At 40.7% G+C, this 18129-nt stretch carries 14 protein-coding genes; 12 read left to right on the top strand and 2 right to left on the bottom strand.

All coding sequences use genetic code 11. The annotated features are described in order from the left end of the window. The first annotated feature begins 3 nt into the window (after nt 1–3). The 5 genes from H0486_RS14400 to H0486_RS14380 all read left to right on the top strand — a co-directional run bounded on the left by H0486_RS14400 (nt 4) and on the right by H0486_RS14380 (nt 3912). Nucleotides 4–1023 carry a glycoside hydrolase family 130 protein gene (locus H0486_RS14400; protein ID WP_228353653.1) on the top strand — a complete coding sequence of 340 codons (1020 nt, stop codon included), beginning with the start codon at nt 4–6 and terminating at the stop codon, nt 1021–1023. Between the two features lie 11 nt (nt 1024–1034). Next, a complete protein-coding gene (locus H0486_RS14395) occupies nt 1035–2171 on the top strand; it encodes an SGNH/GDSL hydrolase family protein (RefSeq protein WP_228353652.1) in 1137 nt (378 codons plus the stop codon). 30 nt (nt 2172–2201) lie between these two features. Next, entirely contained in the window at nt 2202–3335 is a 1134-nt protein-coding gene (locus H0486_RS14390) for a glycoside hydrolase family 27 protein (RefSeq protein ID WP_228353651.1), read from the top strand. Then, entirely contained in the window at nt 3328–3531 is a 204-nt protein-coding gene (locus tag H0486_RS14385; protein WP_228353650.1) for a hypothetical protein, read from the top strand. The genes H0486_RS14390 and H0486_RS14385 overlap by 8 nt, the downstream gene beginning before the upstream one ends. 129 nt (nt 3532–3660) lie before the next feature. Further along, nucleotides 3661–3912 (top strand): hypothetical protein, encoded by a 252-nt coding sequence (locus H0486_RS14380; protein ID WP_228353649.1) that lies wholly within the window; start codon nt 3661–3663, stop codon nt 3910–3912. Between the two features lie 61 nt (nt 3913–3973). Here H0486_RS14380 and H0486_RS14375 read toward each other — a convergent pair whose 3' ends face one another. Further along, nucleotides 3974–4384 (bottom strand): hypothetical protein, encoded by a 411-nt coding sequence (locus H0486_RS14375; RefSeq protein WP_228353648.1) that lies wholly within the window; start codon nt 4382–4384, stop codon nt 3974–3976. Between the two features lie 139 nt (nt 4385–4523). Continuing rightward, nucleotides 4524–4811, bottom strand: coding sequence for a hypothetical protein (locus H0486_RS14370; RefSeq protein ID WP_228353647.1), 288 nt, complete (start codon nt 4809–4811; stop codon nt 4524–4526). 284 nt (nt 4812–5095) lie between these two features. Between H0486_RS14370 and H0486_RS14365 the strand changes: the two genes are divergently transcribed. From H0486_RS14365 to H0486_RS14335, 7 genes are all read left to right on the top strand, one after another. After that, nucleotides 5096–6874, top strand: coding sequence for a 5'-nucleotidase C-terminal domain-containing protein (locus H0486_RS14365; RefSeq protein ID WP_228353646.1), 1779 nt, complete (start codon nt 5096–5098; stop codon nt 6872–6874). Nucleotides 6875–7335: 461 nt separating this feature from the next. Continuing rightward, nucleotides 7336–8331 carry a LacI family DNA-binding transcriptional regulator gene (locus tag H0486_RS14360; RefSeq protein WP_228353645.1) on the top strand — a complete coding sequence of 332 codons (996 nt, stop codon included), beginning with the start codon at nt 7336–7338 and terminating at the stop codon, nt 8329–8331. Between the two features lie 90 nt (nt 8332–8421). Next, nucleotides 8422–11613, top strand: coding sequence for a cellobiose phosphorylase (locus tag H0486_RS14355; RefSeq protein ID WP_228353644.1), 3192 nt, complete (start codon nt 8422–8424; stop codon nt 11611–11613). A gap of 41 nt (nt 11614–11654) precedes the next feature. Next, nucleotides 11655–12983: a glycoside hydrolase family 30 protein gene (locus H0486_RS14350; protein ID WP_228353643.1), complete on the top strand. Its 1329-nt coding sequence runs from the start codon at nt 11655–11657 to the stop codon at nt 12981–12983. Nucleotides 12984–13066: 83 nt separating this feature from the next. Beyond that, a complete protein-coding gene (locus H0486_RS14345) occupies nt 13067–15766 on the top strand; it encodes a GH36-type glycosyl hydrolase domain-containing protein (RefSeq protein ID WP_228353642.1) in 2700 nt (899 codons plus the stop codon). A 28-nt stretch (nt 15767–15794) separates the two neighbouring features. Further along, a complete protein-coding gene (locus H0486_RS14340) occupies nt 15795–16211 on the top strand; it encodes a hypothetical protein (RefSeq protein ID WP_228353641.1) in 417 nt (138 codons plus the stop codon). Nucleotides 16212–16297: 86 nt separating this feature from the next. Beyond that, the gene (locus tag H0486_RS14335) at nt 16298–18088 is read left to right on the top strand and encodes a glycoside hydrolase family 2 protein (protein ID WP_228353640.1); all 1791 of its coding nucleotides are present in this window, start codon (nt 16298–16300) and stop codon (nt 18086–18088) included. The last annotated feature ends 41 nt before the right edge of the window (nt 18089–18129 follow it).

Genomic DNA, 18129 nt, shown 5'->3' with positions numbered 1-18129 from the left:
ACTATGAGTAATGTAAAAATAATAGCAGATAATTTACCTAACATTCCCTGGCAGGATAAGCCTGAGAATTGTGTGGGACCAGTATGGAGATATTCAGAGAATCCGATCATCGGACGTAATCCGTTAAAAGGAGTTGCAAGAATCTTTAATAGTGCAGTTGTACCTTACCAAGGAGAATTCATAGGTGTATTCCGGGGAGAACAGACCAATGGTATACCATATCTTTATCTGGGACATAGTAAGGATGCGATTCATTGGAACTATGAGCCGGATAAAATCTCATTTGTTAATGAAAAGGGCGAGCCGTATATGCCCCGGTATGCATACGATCCAAGATTAATTAAAGTAGAAGATACCTATTATATTATCTGGTGTACGGATTTCTATGGAGCTGCATTGGGAATAGCGAAGACAACTGATTTTAAGAAGTTTGTTAGACTGGAGAATCCTTTCCTTCCGTTTAACCGTAACGGTGTATTGTTCCCCAGAAAGATTAATAACAATTTTGCTCTTCTGTCAAGGCCTAGTGACAGTGGGCATACTCCCTTTGGAGATGTCTTCTTAAGTGAAAGCCCGGATATGGTTTACTGGGGTAAGCACAGACATGTAATGGCGAAAGGCAGTCAGTGGTGGCAATCCTTAAAGATTGGAGGAGGCGCTGCCCCCATTGAAACAAGTGAGGGATGGCTGTTGTTCTATCATGGTGTTACCGGAACCTGCAATGGTTATGTATACAGCATGGGTGCTTGTATTCTGGATATTGATAACCCGTCCATAGTAAAGCATCGCTGTGATACCTTTATCCTTACTCCTGAGGAATGGTATGAGGAGAGGGGCTTTGTTGCAAATGTTGTATTCCCATGTGCAGCGCTGACTGATGCAAAGACGGGCAGAATAGCAATTTATTATGGTGCTGCGGATAGCTACGTTGGACTTGCCTTCACAACAGTTGATGAGATTGTTGATTATATTAAGGCAAATGAAGGAACCAGCGAGGATGACCGTAACTACGGTGTAATGTAAGGGATGAGAGTATGAATCAGAATTTAAATTCAATCAATTGGAAAGAAGTATATGACAGGGGGATTATTAATATCGGTAATCTGGCACGAATGAAACGTGTAATGGAAAAAGCCACTTCCGGTAAGGAGATTACTATTGGTTTCCTGGGAGGGTCCATTACTGCAGGGGCTGCAGCTACATCTCCTGAGACCTGTTATGCCTATCGTGTCTTCGAATGGTGGGAGAGAACGTTTCCTCGGGCAAAATGTGTGTATATTAATGCAGGAGTTGGTGCCACCAGCTCCAAGTTCGGAGTAGCCAGAGTGGAGGAGGATGTTCTTATCCATAAGCCGGATATGGTATTCGTAGAATTCAGTGTGAATGACGAGGACACTTCGCTGTATCAAGAAACCTTTGAAGGTCTGATACGTAAGCTGTTACTGTCACCCGTACAACCTGCATTGTTTATGTTCAATAATGTTTTTTATGATGATGGGCGTAATGCGCAGCGAGTACATAATGAGATTGGCAAGTATTATGATCTTCCTATAGTAAGCATGAAAGAAAGCTTATATAGGGATATTGAAAAAGGCAACTTGAATAATACGGATATCAGTGAGGATAATCTTCATCCCAATGATTTTGGACACGGCCTTGTGGCAGGAGTCATTACAAATCTGCTTGATTTGATTCATGAGCAGGTGGTACAGAGGAAAGAAGAATACATAGAATATCATGTACCGGAGAAACCGATTACGAAAAACCGCTATATAACATCGGTACGCAGAAATAACCTCAGTATAACGCCTGAACTGAACGGGTTCTATCCGGATAAGAAACCGAAAGAGAACGTTTGGGATAATTTCCGTAATGGCTGGTTCGGCAACACTGCCGGCAGCAGTATTACCTTTGAAGTAGAAGGAGCCACGATTGCAATACAGTATCGAAAATATGCAGTTCATCCTGCTCCCATAGCAAAGGTAGTGATTGATCAGGATGAACAGAAGGCTGTAATATTGGATGCAAATTTTGAGGAGACCTGGGGAGATTGTCTGTATTTACAGGATGTCATGATAGCAGACAAGCCGGGAAAACATAAGGTTACCATAACGATTGATACCGAAGTGGAGGACAAGGATTTTTATCTGGTGTCGATTATTACTTCGTAAATAAGCAATGAAATAGAAGGAGAAGAAGATATGTTAGCACAAACACCGCCTATGGGATGGAATTCATGGAACACATTTGGCTGGGATATATCAGAAGATTTAATTAAGAGAATTGCAGACATCTGGGCCGAGCTGGGATTGTTGGATGCCGGTTACGAATACATAGTCATTGATGATTGCTGGTCGGAGAAAAAACGAGATAAAGACGGGCTACTTGTACCAGATCCTAATAAATTTCCAAATGGTATGAAAGCAGTGGCAGATTATGTACATTCAAAGGGATTAAAGTTTGGTATGTATTCCTGTGCCGGTACGATGACCTGCGCGGGGCATCCTTCCAGTCTTGAGCATGAGTTTGTTGATGCTAAGACCTTTGCAGAGTGGGGGGTCGATTATCTGAAATATGATTACTGCTACAAACCTCATAACATTCCAGGACATATATTATATAAGCGAATGGGTATGGCGTTAAGAAACTGTGGCAGGGAAATCCTGTTCAGTGCCTGCAATTGGGGTAATGATAATACATATGAGTGGATAAGAGCTTCCAACGCACATATGTATCGTTCAACCGGTGATATTCAGGATAATTGGGAATCTATAAAGAAGCTGGCCCTGAGCCAGTGGAATAAGGAATGCTACAGTGCGCCTTATTGCTATAATGATATCGATATGTTGGTAGTGGGAATGTATGGTAAGGGAAATGTGGCTCTTGGAGGATGCAGTGATGAGGAATACAAAACTCATTTCTCTCTATGGTGCATCATGAATTCTCCTTTGATGATCGGATGTGATATCCGTAATATGAACGAGAAAACGAGGGAGATTTTAACAAATAAAGAAGTGATTGCGCTGAATCAGGATCCGGAGGGACGTCAGGCATATAGTATGGAACAGTGGAATAATCCCGATGTTAAAATATATATTAAACCTATGTCTGACGGAAGCTATGGAATCGGCTTCTTCAATATGGGAGAGGACACCGGTGAAGGCTCTCTGCAGTTCTGGGATATGGGGCTTCCGAGTAGCGCGGGATATGGCTTTAAACTAAGAGATCTTTGGGAACATGAGGATATCGGAGAATTCTCCGAAAATTATACCTGTAAACTGGAACCGCATCATTGTAAGATTTTACGGGCGGAATTGGTAAAAATGAATGAGTGATAATGGCCAATATTGTATGCAATGTAATAAGAAGCTGGAACGAGATGAAAAAGCGATCTATCGAAGGCTGGTTAACAGGGGTGCGAGGGAATATCTTTGCATCCCTTGTCTTGCGCGCTATTTTAAATGCTCTGAAGAGGATATTAAGAAACGAATTGTACAGTTAAAAGCAATGGGATGTACTTTATTCGGATAGACAGTGTATGATAACAAACAGTTCATAATCATCATTGTAAAAAGGCATAATAGTCTTCCTAATTCCGTATAAATTAATGTAGTAATACAGCTGATCTATCATTAGAAATGGCGGGGAAGAGGTGCTGGTATGGATGAACTGGAGTTTCGTAATATAATGTACCAATATTTAAAAGAGATATGCCATTTTAGTCAATTACAGGTCTTTGCTACTTCAAGCTATCAACAAAAGTATTTTCAAAAGCAGATTGATGAGGAGATGGAAGCACTATTCAATTTCGTTATGGAGTCCTGTAATAATGAGATGATGAAAGAGCAATTTGGTTTGGAACAGCAGGAACAAATATGGGAGATACAGGCTTTGGAAGAAAATCAGAATTAATATCAAGAAAAAAGGGCTATTGCCCCTTTTTTTGTTGGTATTAATTATTTACATTCATACTTTATACTGCGTTGTGGCAGAAAGCTGCGATTCTGTCAATCGGTATATCGCAAACGGATCCGGTAATCTTGCCGTTCCCATTTCCTTTCCCCTTTCCATTAAATAAGCCTTCTATGCCTCTTGGTCCTTGACATCCGGGACCACCATCGAATTCACCACAAATATTTTCGGCTAGTGGATTACTGGGCGGAAGACCCTGATCTGTAACTAAACGGACAAAGCATGAATTGACTGATAATAGGAATCCGGTGAAGCCACAACCGGAAGCTCCTCCACTAGTGGTAAAGATGGTAACAGTCTCTCCTATAAATTCACTGATATGATCTACAAAGCTCGGGCTGTTACCATTAAGTCCGTTGTTAAAACCACAATTAAAGCCGTTGCCATTATTATTACAACCTCTAAATGCCATATATATACCTCCAATTACATTTTGATCACAGTATCATCTACTGTCTTCAGCAGATAGCTTCTAATTTATCTTATGTCTCTTTTTCTTCAATGTGACATTATCAGACATATAAATTAATATAATTACTTATTTTTATCATTTAGACTGCATTATGACAAAAAGCAACAATCTTATCGATCGGTATATCACAAACGGAACCTACCATGAAGACCGGAGTGCCTTTGCCTTCTTTTCCGTTCAAAAGTTCCCAGCAAATCGATTCGCTAATAGGATTTGCCGGCGGCTGTCCAATTCTGTTAACTAATGTAACATAACAAGGATTTACGCGAAGAAGAACGCCGGTAAAACCACAACCGGAAGCACCGCCACTCGCAGTAAAAATAGTAACGGTTTCGCCGATGTGTCTGCATAGTTCGTTTACTGTCATATTTACTCCTCCTTTACTTGGATACACTGATTCGTCCTGAATCCTACTATATCTTATGCGGAAAACAAGAAAATGCGACATTATCAGTTAAAATATGATGCTTAAATTCTTCTGTTTCGTAATATAAAGAATTATATTCTTTGCTTTCGACATGTAGAAAGCAGCAAATTAAATGAAATCATATTGATAGCCTGTTCCAAATGGATTATAATGGAATATATTATTATGGATAAGATAATGCTTGATCAAGCATTGTTTATCAATATAAAGAAAGGTGGATGAATATGAAACATAGGAGAAGAATTGTATCAATTTTGTTGATGCTGGCACTTGTGATTTTACCGTTTCAAACAGTGGCAGCAGGAACACTTCCAACCGGACAAGAAAGCCTGGCAGGAACGACTGTAATTATGCATACCAATGATAGTCATGCCAGAGCAGTACCTAACAGTGACAGCGGTTACATGGGCTTTACGGCTGTCAGTGCACTGAAAAAAAGCTATGAGGCAGCAGGGGCTCAGGTTATATTATTGGATGCGGGAGATACCCTGCATGGATTGCCTTTTGCGAACCTTGTAAAGGGAGAAAGCATTGTAAAAATCATGAATTTGGCTGGTTACGATGCAATGACGCCAGGTAATCATGATTTTAACTATGGTTCCTCAACATTGAAGGAAATTTCAAAGAATATGAATTTCCCGTTACTTTCTTCTAATATAAAGAATAAATCAGATAATTCGGATTTCCTTGAGGATCATATCATTATTGAAAAGAATGGTGTGAAATACGGTATATTCGGGTTATCCACTCCAGAAACAGCTTATAAGACTAACCCCAAGAATGTGACAAGCATTGAATTTACTAATCCTGTAGAAGCAGCCAAGGAAGAGGTTAAAGAATTAGAGGCCGAGGGTGCACAGGTAATCATAGCTCTTGCTCATCTCGGATTGGATGAAAGCAGTGAATATACTTCCAAGCTTGTTGCAGAGAAGGTGGATGGTATCGATTTGATTGTGGATGGTCACAGTCATTCTGTTTTAGAGGCAGGTCTTACTGTAGGAGACACATTAATCGTAAGTACTGGTGATTACATACAGAATATTGGTGTTGTCATAATAGGCTCCGATGGTGCTATGAAGGCAGATCTCATCTCCGCATCGGAATATACTGGTACGGATAAGGCTGTTGATGATAAAGCTACTGAATATCAGAACGAACAGGAAAAGCTTCTTTCCGAAGTAGTTGGACATACTTCCGTATATCTTGATGGCATCAGGGAGCATGTACGCGCCGGAGAGACGAATTTGGGTGACTTTACAACAGATGCATTCCGTTATGTAACAGGTGCTGATGTAGCCATAACGAATGGCGGTGGAATTCGTGCATCCATTGAGATTGGAGATATCAGCCGGAAGGATTTGGTTACTGTTTTCCCGTTTGGTAACTATGTAGTAACAAAGAAGGTAACAGGGGAGGCTATTTTAGAAGCGCTGGAATTGGGTGCTAGTACTTATCCGGAACCGCTGGGAGGATTTTTGCAGGTATCCGGTATTACCTATACGATTGATGCCTCCAAGCTATCTGGGAAACGGATATCCGACGTGAAAGTGAATGGAGTTGCAATTGATAAAAAAGCAGAATATCTCCTTGCTACTAACGATTTTATCATAGCAGGAGGAGACGGATATACCATGCTTGCTGATTTTAAGGTGGAGAACGAATTTGGGTCCATTGAAGATGTATTACTGGAATATCTGAAAGAAAAGGGCACGATCAACCAGGAAAGTGCTAACAGAATTAAAATCGTTGGGCTTAATGCAGAGGTACCTGAGGTTACAGAGACTCCTGAAGTAACAGAGGTTCCAGAGGTAACTGATACCGAAGACGAATCAAGCGAAGATAGTACCTATGTAGTTCAAAAGGGTGACAACCTTTGGAAAATCGCTGTTAAACTATTCGGAGATGCTGGAAAGTGGAAGAAGATCTACGAATGGAATAAAGATACTATTAAGAACCCGAATCTCATATATATCGGTCAGGAATTAAGAATTGCAGCAGAATAGGATTGCGAGGGGCCATCGCATAATGTAGCGGCAGGGATATAACTTACCCCACACACAGACGGAAGTACATGTTACTGATTTCGTATGTCTCAGTCGAACATAAATCTTCGCCTGATTCATACGAAATACAGCAATATGTTCTTCCGACAGTGCATTATGGTAAGTTATATCCCTGCATATACATTATGCGACGGCCCTTTTTACTATCTCGGTATAAAAACGTTTTTATTATATTTTTATGAAAGGTTGATGGAATAGTAATATAAAAAGTATTAGATAATATTATAATATTTCTAATATATGGTAGATATCGGAGATGATATGAGGTAAAACATGGGATAGAAGATAAAATTCTTTAATTATTGATTAAAAACACGAATAAAAACAATTTTATTATTGATAAAATTGTGCAATAATTATATAATTCAGTTATGGAAATAGAAAATGGCGGTGAAAGTGAAATGGTTACGATTAAAGATGTAGCAAAGGAAGCCGGAGTAGCGATATCTACGGTCTCAAATGTATTAAACCATGTGGATATTGTCAGCGAGGAAACAAAGCAAAAGGTTCTGGATGCGGTAAATAAACTGAATTATGTACCGAACATGAATGCAAAGTTCTTAAAATCCAATAAGAAAAATACCATCGGTTTATTCCTGCCCAGCATACAGGGTGACTTTTATCGTATGCTGATGCAGGCCATACACATGCAATGCAGGCGAAAAGGATATCTGCTTAATATTTATATCAGTAATGAGAATACCAGTGAGGAGATCTATAGTATGATTACCTCCTCCGGTGTGGAAGGAGCAATTGTCTTTAATGAGCAGCTTCATGAGGAATATGTGGAGCGTATTTCATCAGCCGGTATGCCAATTGTATTTATAGATAGAGAATACTACGGTGAGAACCTGTCAAGTGTGGTGATTGATCATTTGGAAGGTGCCAGCAAGGCAATGGAGTATCTGATTAAACAAGGACATCGTAGAATTGGATATATTCGCGGAATTGGTAATAGGGATGATGAATTACGATTTCAGGCTTACTGTAATGTAATGGAAAAGTATCATCTTTCTGTGGACGAGAATATCATGCTTAATGGTTATTTTGAAGAGGCGGTCGCATATAGCGAAATGCGTGTGTTGCTGTTGAAAGGAATAGATCTTCCGGATGCCATGTTCTGTGCTAATGATGAAATGGCTTGGGGGTGTATTCGCGCTCTTATGGAAGTAGGATATAAGGTACCCGAAGAAATAAGTGTCATTGGCTATGACGACATTTTACTTTCTGCTTATTATAAGCCGGCGCTTACTACAGTGCACAGTCCAGTTACAGAACTTGGAGATATGGGTGCCACAGAGCTGTTCCGATTGATGGAACAGAAGTTTGTTCAGGGAAAAATCACGAAGCTAAGGCCTGATTTGGTAATCAGAGATTCCTGCGCTGTAAGACTTTAGTGGGTCTTGCAGGCGAGGATGCAGTTGTGATAATAATATAAGTTTTACATATGAATCTTGAGAAAATATTACGATTGAGGAGAAAATGACATGGGAAAATACTATCTAAAGGATGACGCCTATATTATGGAGGACTTTGACAAGCTTCCGGCTTTTTCAAGCTTTCTTCCCGGACTTGCGGGGGTGAAGGGAGTTCCAATCTGGGTATATTATACGAACCGGGGACAGGGAATTAACAGCTTCGGCATTCACAATAAGAACAATGCGATTATGGAATTCAATCCGGCTAATACGGCTTATGAAAACACATCAATAAAAGGCTTTCGTACCTTTGTAAAATGGGAAGACCAATTCTTTGAGCCTTTTTTTACTTTTGATCCTAATGCAAAGCGTACTTTTAACATTCGTAAGAATAGTATATGGCTGGAGGAAGTAAATACGAAGTATGGACTTAAGTTCACAGTTAAATACTATGTACTTCCAAATGATTCCGTTGGTGCATTGATAAGAAAAGTTAAGGTCGAGAATATTGGTAAGGATGAGAAACAGCTTGAGATGCTCGATGGACTTCCGAAGATTATTCCCTATGGGATTGCCAACAACTCCTATAAAGAGATGTCTAACCTACTTAAGAGCTGGACTGATATTAAGAATATTGAAAATAATGCACCGTTCTATACCATGCGGGCATCCACTGAGGATTCGGAAGAATTTTCGGATGCAGAAGGCGGCGGATATTTCTATATGGCAATTAATGAGGGAAAGGTTCTTCCGGTGATCTATGATGCGGAGCTGATTTTTAATTATGATACCTCTTTGGTTCATCCCGTTGCTTTTTATAATCAGACATTATCAGAACTGATGAAGAACAAGCCTTGCTTCTATAATAAGGTTCCCTGTGGTTTCACTCCGCTTTCCTTTACACTGAACCCCGGAGAAAGCTATGTATTTCACTCTCTAACTGGTTTTGCAGCCACAACGGAGCAGCTAAACGAAAAGAGGAAGGAATTCTGCGGCAAGAATTTCTTCTGTGAGAAGGAAAAGCAGGCAGAGGAAATCGTGAATGATCTTACCAGGGATATTAAGACACATACCGCCGTGCCGGTGTTTGATCAATATATGGAGCAGAATTACCTTGATAATTTCTTACGGGGAGGTTACCCTATTGTATTTCATCCAGATGGGAATAAATCGGTGATACACCTATTCAGCAGAAAGCATGGTGATCCGGAAAGAGATTATAATTTCTTTTCCATTGCAGGAGAGTATTATTCCCAGGGAAACGGTAATTTCCGTGACGTGAATCAGAACCGTAGAAATGATGTGTTCTTTCAGAAGGACATTGGAGATTTTAATATTAAAACCTTTTTTGGATTGATTCAGGCAGATGGATATAATCCGCTTGAGGTTAGACCATCCACCTTTACTGTGAAACCGGAGAATAAGGATAAAGTGAAGGAGCTTTTTCAACAGAATATCAAGCAGCCCTGTGATCAATTAATGAAGCTGACCAACGAAGCCTTCACACCTGGACAGATTGCTAATTATATAGCGACCCATGGTATTACAGTGCTCTGTGGTGAGGATCAGTTTTTAGAGCAACTCCTTACATATTGTGATCAGAATATTGAGGCGGGTTTTGGTGAGGGCTATTGGAGTGATCACTGGGATTACAATATGGATTTGATCGACAGCTATCTTTGCATATTCCCGGATAAGGAGAAGGAGATATTATTCGATGATCAAAGCTACCGTTTCTATGATAGCCCGGCAAGAGTATTACCTCGAAGTGAAAAATATGTAATAACGAAAAAGAATGAGGTTAGGCAATATGGAGCTCTTGTTCATGATGAAGAGAAGATGAATCGACAGGGCTTTCGAAAGAATGGAACCAACTGGTTGAAAACGGTGAAGGGGGATTATGTCGTTACTACACTAATGGGGAAGCTAATCTCATTATCACTAAATAAATTCTCATCCCTGGATGCATTTGGTATGGGTGTGGAGATGGAAGCAGGTAAACCCGGTTGGAATGATGCAATGAACGGATTACCTGGACTATTCGGCAGTGGTATGGCTGAAACCTTTGAACTCAAGAGGATGATAAGCTTTATCTGTAATAAAGTCGGTAACGTAAAGACACTTCTTTTACCAACCGAGATTAGTGTATTCTTAACTGAAGTATACAATGCTCTTCAGAGATCGGAACAGGAGAACTGGAGTGATTTTGCCTACTGGGATACCGTATCTACCCTTAGAGAAAAATACCGTGATACGGTACGCTTTACTACCAGTGGAAATTATCAGGAGCATGATACCACTGATATATTAAAGATTTATCAGGCGTTTTATAGAAAACTGGAGGCAGGTATACAAAAAGCCTGTGACTTAGGTAACGGAATCGTTCCTACCTATTTTACCTTCCGTGCTTCCAAGTTTGAACCGGTGATCGATGAGGAGGGTAATCCGGTAATTAGCCATTACGGATTACCGAAAGCAAAGGTAAAAGCCTTTGAGGTTCAACCGCTTCCACCGTTTCTGGAGGGGCCGGTGAAAATGCTTGCATCCCTGTCTGATCCTTCAAAAGCACGGGAGTTATATTCCAATGTTCGTAACAGTGATCTTTTCGATCAGAAGCTGAAAATGTATAAAACCAGTGTATCCATTGAACATATTGCAATGGAGAACGGAAGAATCCGTGCCTTCACACCAGGCTGGCTGGAGAGAGAAAGCATCTTCCTGCATATGGAGTATAAATATCTGCTGTCCATGCTAAAAGCAGGTCTCTATGATGAATTTTATGAGGATATTAAGACTGCTATGGTTGTTTTCCGGGACCCTGCCGAATATGGAAGGAGTATCTTAGAGAATTCTTCTTTCATAGCCTCCAGTGTGAATCCGAATGAGAGTATCCATGGAAGAGGATATGTTGCCAGGTTATCTGGCTCTACAACAGAAGCAATTTCCATATGGATAGAGATGTTTATGGGAGAAAAGGTTTTTGCCTATGTGGATGGCGAGCTGCAGTTGCACTTTGAGCCGAAGCTTGCAGGCTGGATGTTCGATGAAAGAGGAGAAGTATCTTTTACCTTCCTGAAAAATTGCAAGGTTACATACTCTAATCCATCACATAAGAACACCTATGGCCCTGATGGTGCTAAAGTCAGCAGGATATTCCTTCCAGAAATGCAGGAAGAGATTACAGCTGCCTATATCAAGGGTGAAAGAGCAGAGCAGATTCGCAACGGATCAGTGAAGGAAATTATTATCGAATTGGAGTAAGTATACATAGATACGAACAAGTAGAAAGGTAGGTAGCAAGTATGATGAAGGTTATAACGACAACCTATGAACACAGTCAAAAAAGAACAACCATTACCGATATGGAACCCGTGGACGGACTGGGAGGCATGCAATGTGTTAATCTATATCCGGAGATTGAATACCAGACTATGATCGGTTTTGGAGGAGCAGTCACGGAGGCTGCCGGTTACGCACTCCACTCGCTGAGTCCTGAAAACCGGGAGAAAGCAGTAAAGCTTTATTTTAGTGAAGAAGGTAATTGCTACCACATGATTAGAACACATATCGATAGTTGCGACTTCTCTGTGGATATGTATGAAGCCATGAGTGACCCGGAGGATAGGGAACTGAAATCCTTTTCCTTACAGAGGGAGGAACAATACATTCTTCCATTAATCAAAGCAGCAAAGGAATATAGTAAGGAATCGCTTGATATTATGTTGAGTCCATGGTCACCGCCTGCCTTTATGAAGACGAACCAGGAAAGAATACATGGCGGTAAATTGAAACCGGAATATCGTGAATTCTGGGCTGAGTACATATGCCGATATATCAAGGAATATGAAAAGAGGGGATTTATAATAAGCCGGTTAACGATACAAAACGAGCCGGAAGCTGTTCAAACATGGGATTCCTGTATCTATACTGCAGAAGAAGAAAAAGTATTTCTACGAGATTTCCTTTATCCAGCATTGCAAAAGAATGATCTGTCCCATGTGAAAATCAATATATGGGATCATAATAAGGAACGGTTATATGACAGAGCGCGTAATACAATTGATCAGGAAACAAGCAAGATGATAGACGGTATCGCATTCCACTGGTACTCAGGAGATCATTTTGAAGCGGTACAGATTACACGTGATGCCTTCCCTGACAAAGAATTGATTTTTACAGAGGGGTGTGTGGAATATAGCAGATTTGATGCAGATCAGCTTCGCAATGCTCAGATGTATGCTCATGACATAATCGGTAATCTGAATGCGGGAATGACCGGCTTCATGGATTGGAATATCTTCCTGGACAAAAAGGGTGGTCCCAATCATGTAGGTAACTATTGTGATGCACCGATCATGATTGATACGGAACAGGACACCTTTGAAGTGAAACTATCCTATGATTATATAGGTCATTTCAGCAGATATATCAAAAAAGGAGCAAAACGAATTGCCTTATCAAAATACACATCCGAATTAGAGATGACATCCTTTAAGAACACGGATGGTTCCATAGTACTTGTAATACTGAATCGTGGAGAACAGGATTTGCCTTTGGATATTAGTTGCAATGGAAAGCTGCTAAAACTGGATGTAGCAAAATACTCCATATCCACTGTTGTGATATCCTAATATTTCGTTGCAGTATATCATTTCGCAAGACAGGTTCCATGATATCAACAGTGAGAGAAGAGAATGAATAAGGGGATAAGATTATGAAGGGATATCAGTTTATAAATAAAAAGGGAGATTTTCAACTTGATAATCCGGAAAAAAACAGCTATCTATATTTTCCGATTGCCAATGAAGCAGGAGTTATGAGTAGTGTTACGCCAACTCTGGGCGGTGATAGTAAGACAGGACAGAATACTTTTTTGCTTGCTCCTGTCAGCAGTGAGGATTTACATAATAATAAATCAAGCAGAAACTTCTGGTGTAATATTGTGGGAAAGGGTATATGGTCCGCCACAGGTCGGTCTGCAAGACAGGAAGCTATGCTGTTTACAGAGGAGAAGGAGGAAACCTCTCTGGAAGCAGGTGTTATGTGGCATAAGGTCAGTAGGACTTCCAAGGATTATGGGATTAAATCAGAAATAATATCCTTTGTTCCTTGTTCGGACGATACGGTTGAACTCATGGTTGTAACGATTACCAACTGTAATAAGGAAGCTCTGACGATTATACCAACAGCAGCGATTCCACTCTATGGCAGGTCCGCAGATAACATTAGAGACCATCGGAATGTTACCTCCATGCTGCATCGTATCACAACATCACAGTATGGTGTTACATTGAATCCTACCCTTACCTTTGATGAACGGGGACATAAGAAGAATACGGTGGTCTATGGCGTATTTGGTGCGGCTGGTGAGGGTGAAAAGCCGGTAGGCTTTTATCCGGTGGTAGAAGATTATATTGGAGAAGGAGGATCCTTTGAAAATCCTCTCGCAGTGGTTCATAATATTGAGTCAGTATCTGCCGGATATCAGGTGGATGGTTATGAGGCCATGGGAGGCATCCGGTTTGATCAGATATGTCTAGCGCCTGGAGAGAATCAAACCTATATTATCGTACTTGGTTATAGCGATACGATGGATGGAATAGAAGAACAGGCTGAGAAATTCCTATCCAGGGAAGCGTGCTTTAAAGCCTTAGAAGTCACTAAAACTTATTGGAATGATAAAATAAATGTGTCCTATTCAACAGCATCCTCTGATTTTGATACATGGATGCATTGGGTAAATTTCCAACCGATGCTGCGAAGAATTTACGGCTGCTCCTTCCTGCCCCATCATGATTATGGCAGAGGAGGAAGAGGCTGGCGTGATTTGTGGCAGGATTGTCTGGCATTGTTAATCATGAATCCCACGGGAGTAAGAGAAATGCTGATTAGTAATTTCGGTGGAGTACGTATTGATGGAACCAATGCTACGATTATTGGTAAAAATCAGGGAGAGTTCATTGCGGACAGGAATAATATTACGAGAGTGTGGATGGACCATGGTGTATGGCCGTTCCTTACAACCAGACTCTATATTATGCAGAGTGGGGATTTAGATATATTACTAAAGGAGAATTATTATTTTAAAGATCCTCAGGCAGTACGAGGAGAAGAAAAGGATCCCCTTTGGCAACCGGAGGATGGGAATCGATTGAAAACTGCTGCAGGCGAACTTTATCAGGGTACGCTTTTGGAGCATATGCTTCTTGAGCACTTGGCAGCCTTCTATGATGTAGGGGAACATAATCATATCCGTCTTCGCGGTGCAGATTGGAACGATGCACTGGATATGGCAGCGGAACGAGGAGAAAGTATTGCCTTCACCTCCATATTCGGAAGTAATCTGGAGCAAATGGCAGAACTGGTTCTCAGTCTGGAGCAAAAAGGAATTCGTACGATATCCTTATTCAAGGAACTACATATATTGTTAGCCGATGACCCTGATCTTTATGAGGATGTGAAGAGAAAACAGGCCTTGCTTCATAATTATTGTGATATCTGCCGACATACCATTAGCGGTGAAAAAGTAGCAATATCCTGCTTAGAGCTGGCAGAAAATCTAAAGAAAAAGGCCGCCTGGATTAAGGAACATATTCGTAAAACAGAATGGATTACCAACAAGGCAGGTCATTCCTGGTACAATGGTTATTACGATAACCATGGTAAGGCCGTGGAAGGGGATAATGCTTCTGGTGTACGAATGATGCTAACCAGTCAGGTATTTCCGATTATGTCCGGTACAGCAACCACGGAACAGGTAGAGAAAATTGTCCAGGCAGCGGATGAGTATCTTTACGATGCTACCATTGGCGGATATAGACTGAATACGAATTTTCATGAAGTAAAGGATGATTTAGGAAGAGCGTTTGGCTTTGCCTATGGACATAAGGAAAATGGAGCTGTGTTTTCCCATATGGTGATAATGTATGCCAATGCATTATACCAGAGAGGATTTGTAAAGGAAGGTTACAAGGCAATTCATAGTCTGTATCAGCATTGTATCAATTTTGAAAAAAGTAAAATATATCCTGGAATACCGGAATATATCGATGGCAAGGGAAGAGGATTATATCATTACCTTACCGGCTCTGCCAGCTGGCTCTTGCTGACCGTACTAACTGAGATGTTCGGTGTTAAGGGCAGCCTTGGAGATCTGATATTGGAGCCGAAGCTGATATCGGAGCAATTTGATCATAGTCATAGTGCCAAGGTTTCTTTCATTTTTGCAGAACGAAGACTAAGGGTGCAATATCTGAATCCGGACGGCAAGGATTATGGTACCTATCAGATTGTCAGTGTAAAAATAAACGGAAATCCATATATTTTCAATAAAGAGTGCAATATGATCAGTAGAGACTTTATTACCTCACTAGACCCAGAAAAAGAACATCTGATTTTGGTAGAGCTAAATTAACAATGTAACAGAAGGGGGAGTGTAATTTATGAAGCAGGAATATATTGATATTACAAGTTATTCGGGAGATGGATATCGACCGATGATTGATTTTGAGCATTGGAGGGTAGCGGTTCTTCGTTATTGTGAGGAGCTGGAGATCCAGAATCTGAAAACGATGCAGAAGCATGACGAAACCGATGAAGTATTTGTTCTTCTGGAAGGGAACTGTATGCTGTTTACAGGAGGGAAGGGAGAAGAAATTAACGATATAGATGGAGTGGCAATGGAACCGCTTCGTTTATATAATGTTAAGAAGGGAACCTGGCATACACATACGCTTAGTAAGGCTTCAACTGTACTTATTGTAGAGAATCAGGATACTTCGGATGTGAATTCTCCGACCTTAAAGCTATCGATGGAGCAGATTGAAGAATTAAGAATACTATATAATAAGCTGAAGTGATATATGAAATAGCATATATATCAGAATAAATATGCCACAAAACCGGAGTAGAAATAGTTCTAACCTAGTCAGACAGGGGTGAAGGTATGAAATTAAAAGAAGCGCTACGTACCATGTTCTTTAAGGAAAAGCCTACTGATTATAACCAGTTGCTTACAATATGGGGCGAGTCTCTTAATCCGGAACATGTATTGGAGGAGTATCCCCGACCACAGTTAAAAAGAGAGAATTATACGATTTTAAACGGATATTGGAACTATTGCACCTCTACAGAGGCACTCATGCCGGAATGCTATGAGGGTAAAATACTGGTGCCCTTTTCTCCGGAAAGCATATTATCCGGTGTGGGGAAGCAGCTAAAGCCAGGAGAGATACTTTGGTATGAACGGATTTTGAACATAGAAGAGAAGCCGAAAGGGAAACGTTGTATCCTTCATTTTGGTGCAGTGGATCAATATTGTGAGGTATACCTGAATCATCAGAAGGTTCTAGAACATATTGGGGGATATCTTCCGTTCTCCATTGATATTACAAGGTATATCGCGGAAGGAACAAATCTGCTTTCATTAAAAGTTACGGACCAAAGTGATACCTCCTACCATAGCAGGGGGAAGCAGAAGCTGAAGCGAGGCGGAATGTTCTATACTGCTCAGAGTGGAATATGGCAGACAGTATGGATGGAGTGGGTTCCGATGAGATATATTACCTCTCTGCGAATAACTCCCCTAGTGGAGGAACAGGCGTTACAGCTGGAGATTGATTTAAATGAGGAGTATAAACAGGAGTTTGATTTTGATCTTTCGTTTCGAGTAGATATATATAAGAATGGGAAACTGCTTCAGACTATGGTGAGCCGATATCCGAATATGAAAATACCTCTGAAGGAATGTATTCTTTGGAGCCCGGAGCATCCTTTTCTGTATGATATGGTGATACAGACCGGATATGACCGGGTTGAAAGTTATTTTGCCATGAGAAAGATTGAGATAAAGCCGGATGAAAAAAACATACCGAGGATATATTTAAACAATCAGCCATACTTCCAAAATGGCCTGTTGGATCAGGGGTATTGGCCGGATGGGCTATATACGGCTCCAAGTGATGAAGCCATCATATTTGATATTGAACAGGCAAAAAGGCTGGGATTTAATATGCTGCGAAAGCATATTAAGATAGAACCCCTTCGCTGGTATTATCATTGTGATCGTCTGGGCATGCTTGTGTGGCAGGACATGGTAAATGGCGGCGAGCAATATTCCACTCTTTTGGTAGGATATTTGCCAACTATTTTCTCGAGATTTACAATGAAGGATCATCATTATGGATTGCTTGGTAGAAAGTCCGAAGAGGGCAGAAGAGAATGGCTCAAGGAGTGCAGACATACGGTGGAGCTTTTATATAATTCTCCATCCGTTGTTGTGTGGGTCCCTTTTAATGAGGGCTGGGGCCAGTTTGATGCTTTGGCTGTTTATGATGAAATTCGAGGCTTGGACAGCACCAGATTAATTGATCATGCTAGTGGCTGGTTCGATCAAAAGGGCGGTGATTTTAAGAGCATACACAATTATTTTCATCCATTCCGTGTTACTCCGGATAAGCGGCCAGTGGTTTTATCAGAATTTGGAGGATATGCGTGCTATATCCAAGGGCATTCTTATTCCTCTCAGATATATGGTTATCGCATTTATCCATCCAAGGAAGAACTTGAGAAGGCTTTTCAAGGGCTTTATCGAAAGGATATCAAAAGACTTATATCCATGGGGCTCTCCGCCGCAGTATATACCCAGCTTTCCGATGTGGAGGATGAGGTTAACGGATTGTTTACCTATGATCGCAAAATATGTAAGGTTACAAGTATAGAAGATGCATTGTTATGAAACCTATGCAGCAAGAATATATTATATCGATTGGTAATCTG

Source organism: Variimorphobacter saccharofermentans (assembly GCF_014174405.1).
In the GTDB taxonomy this organism is placed as follows: domain Bacteria; phylum Bacillota; class Clostridia; order Lachnospirales; family Lachnospiraceae; genus Mobilitalea; species Mobilitalea saccharofermentans.
The sequence above is the reverse complement of the archived record's forward strand: the minus strand, read 5'-3'. Positions and strand labels throughout refer to the sequence as shown.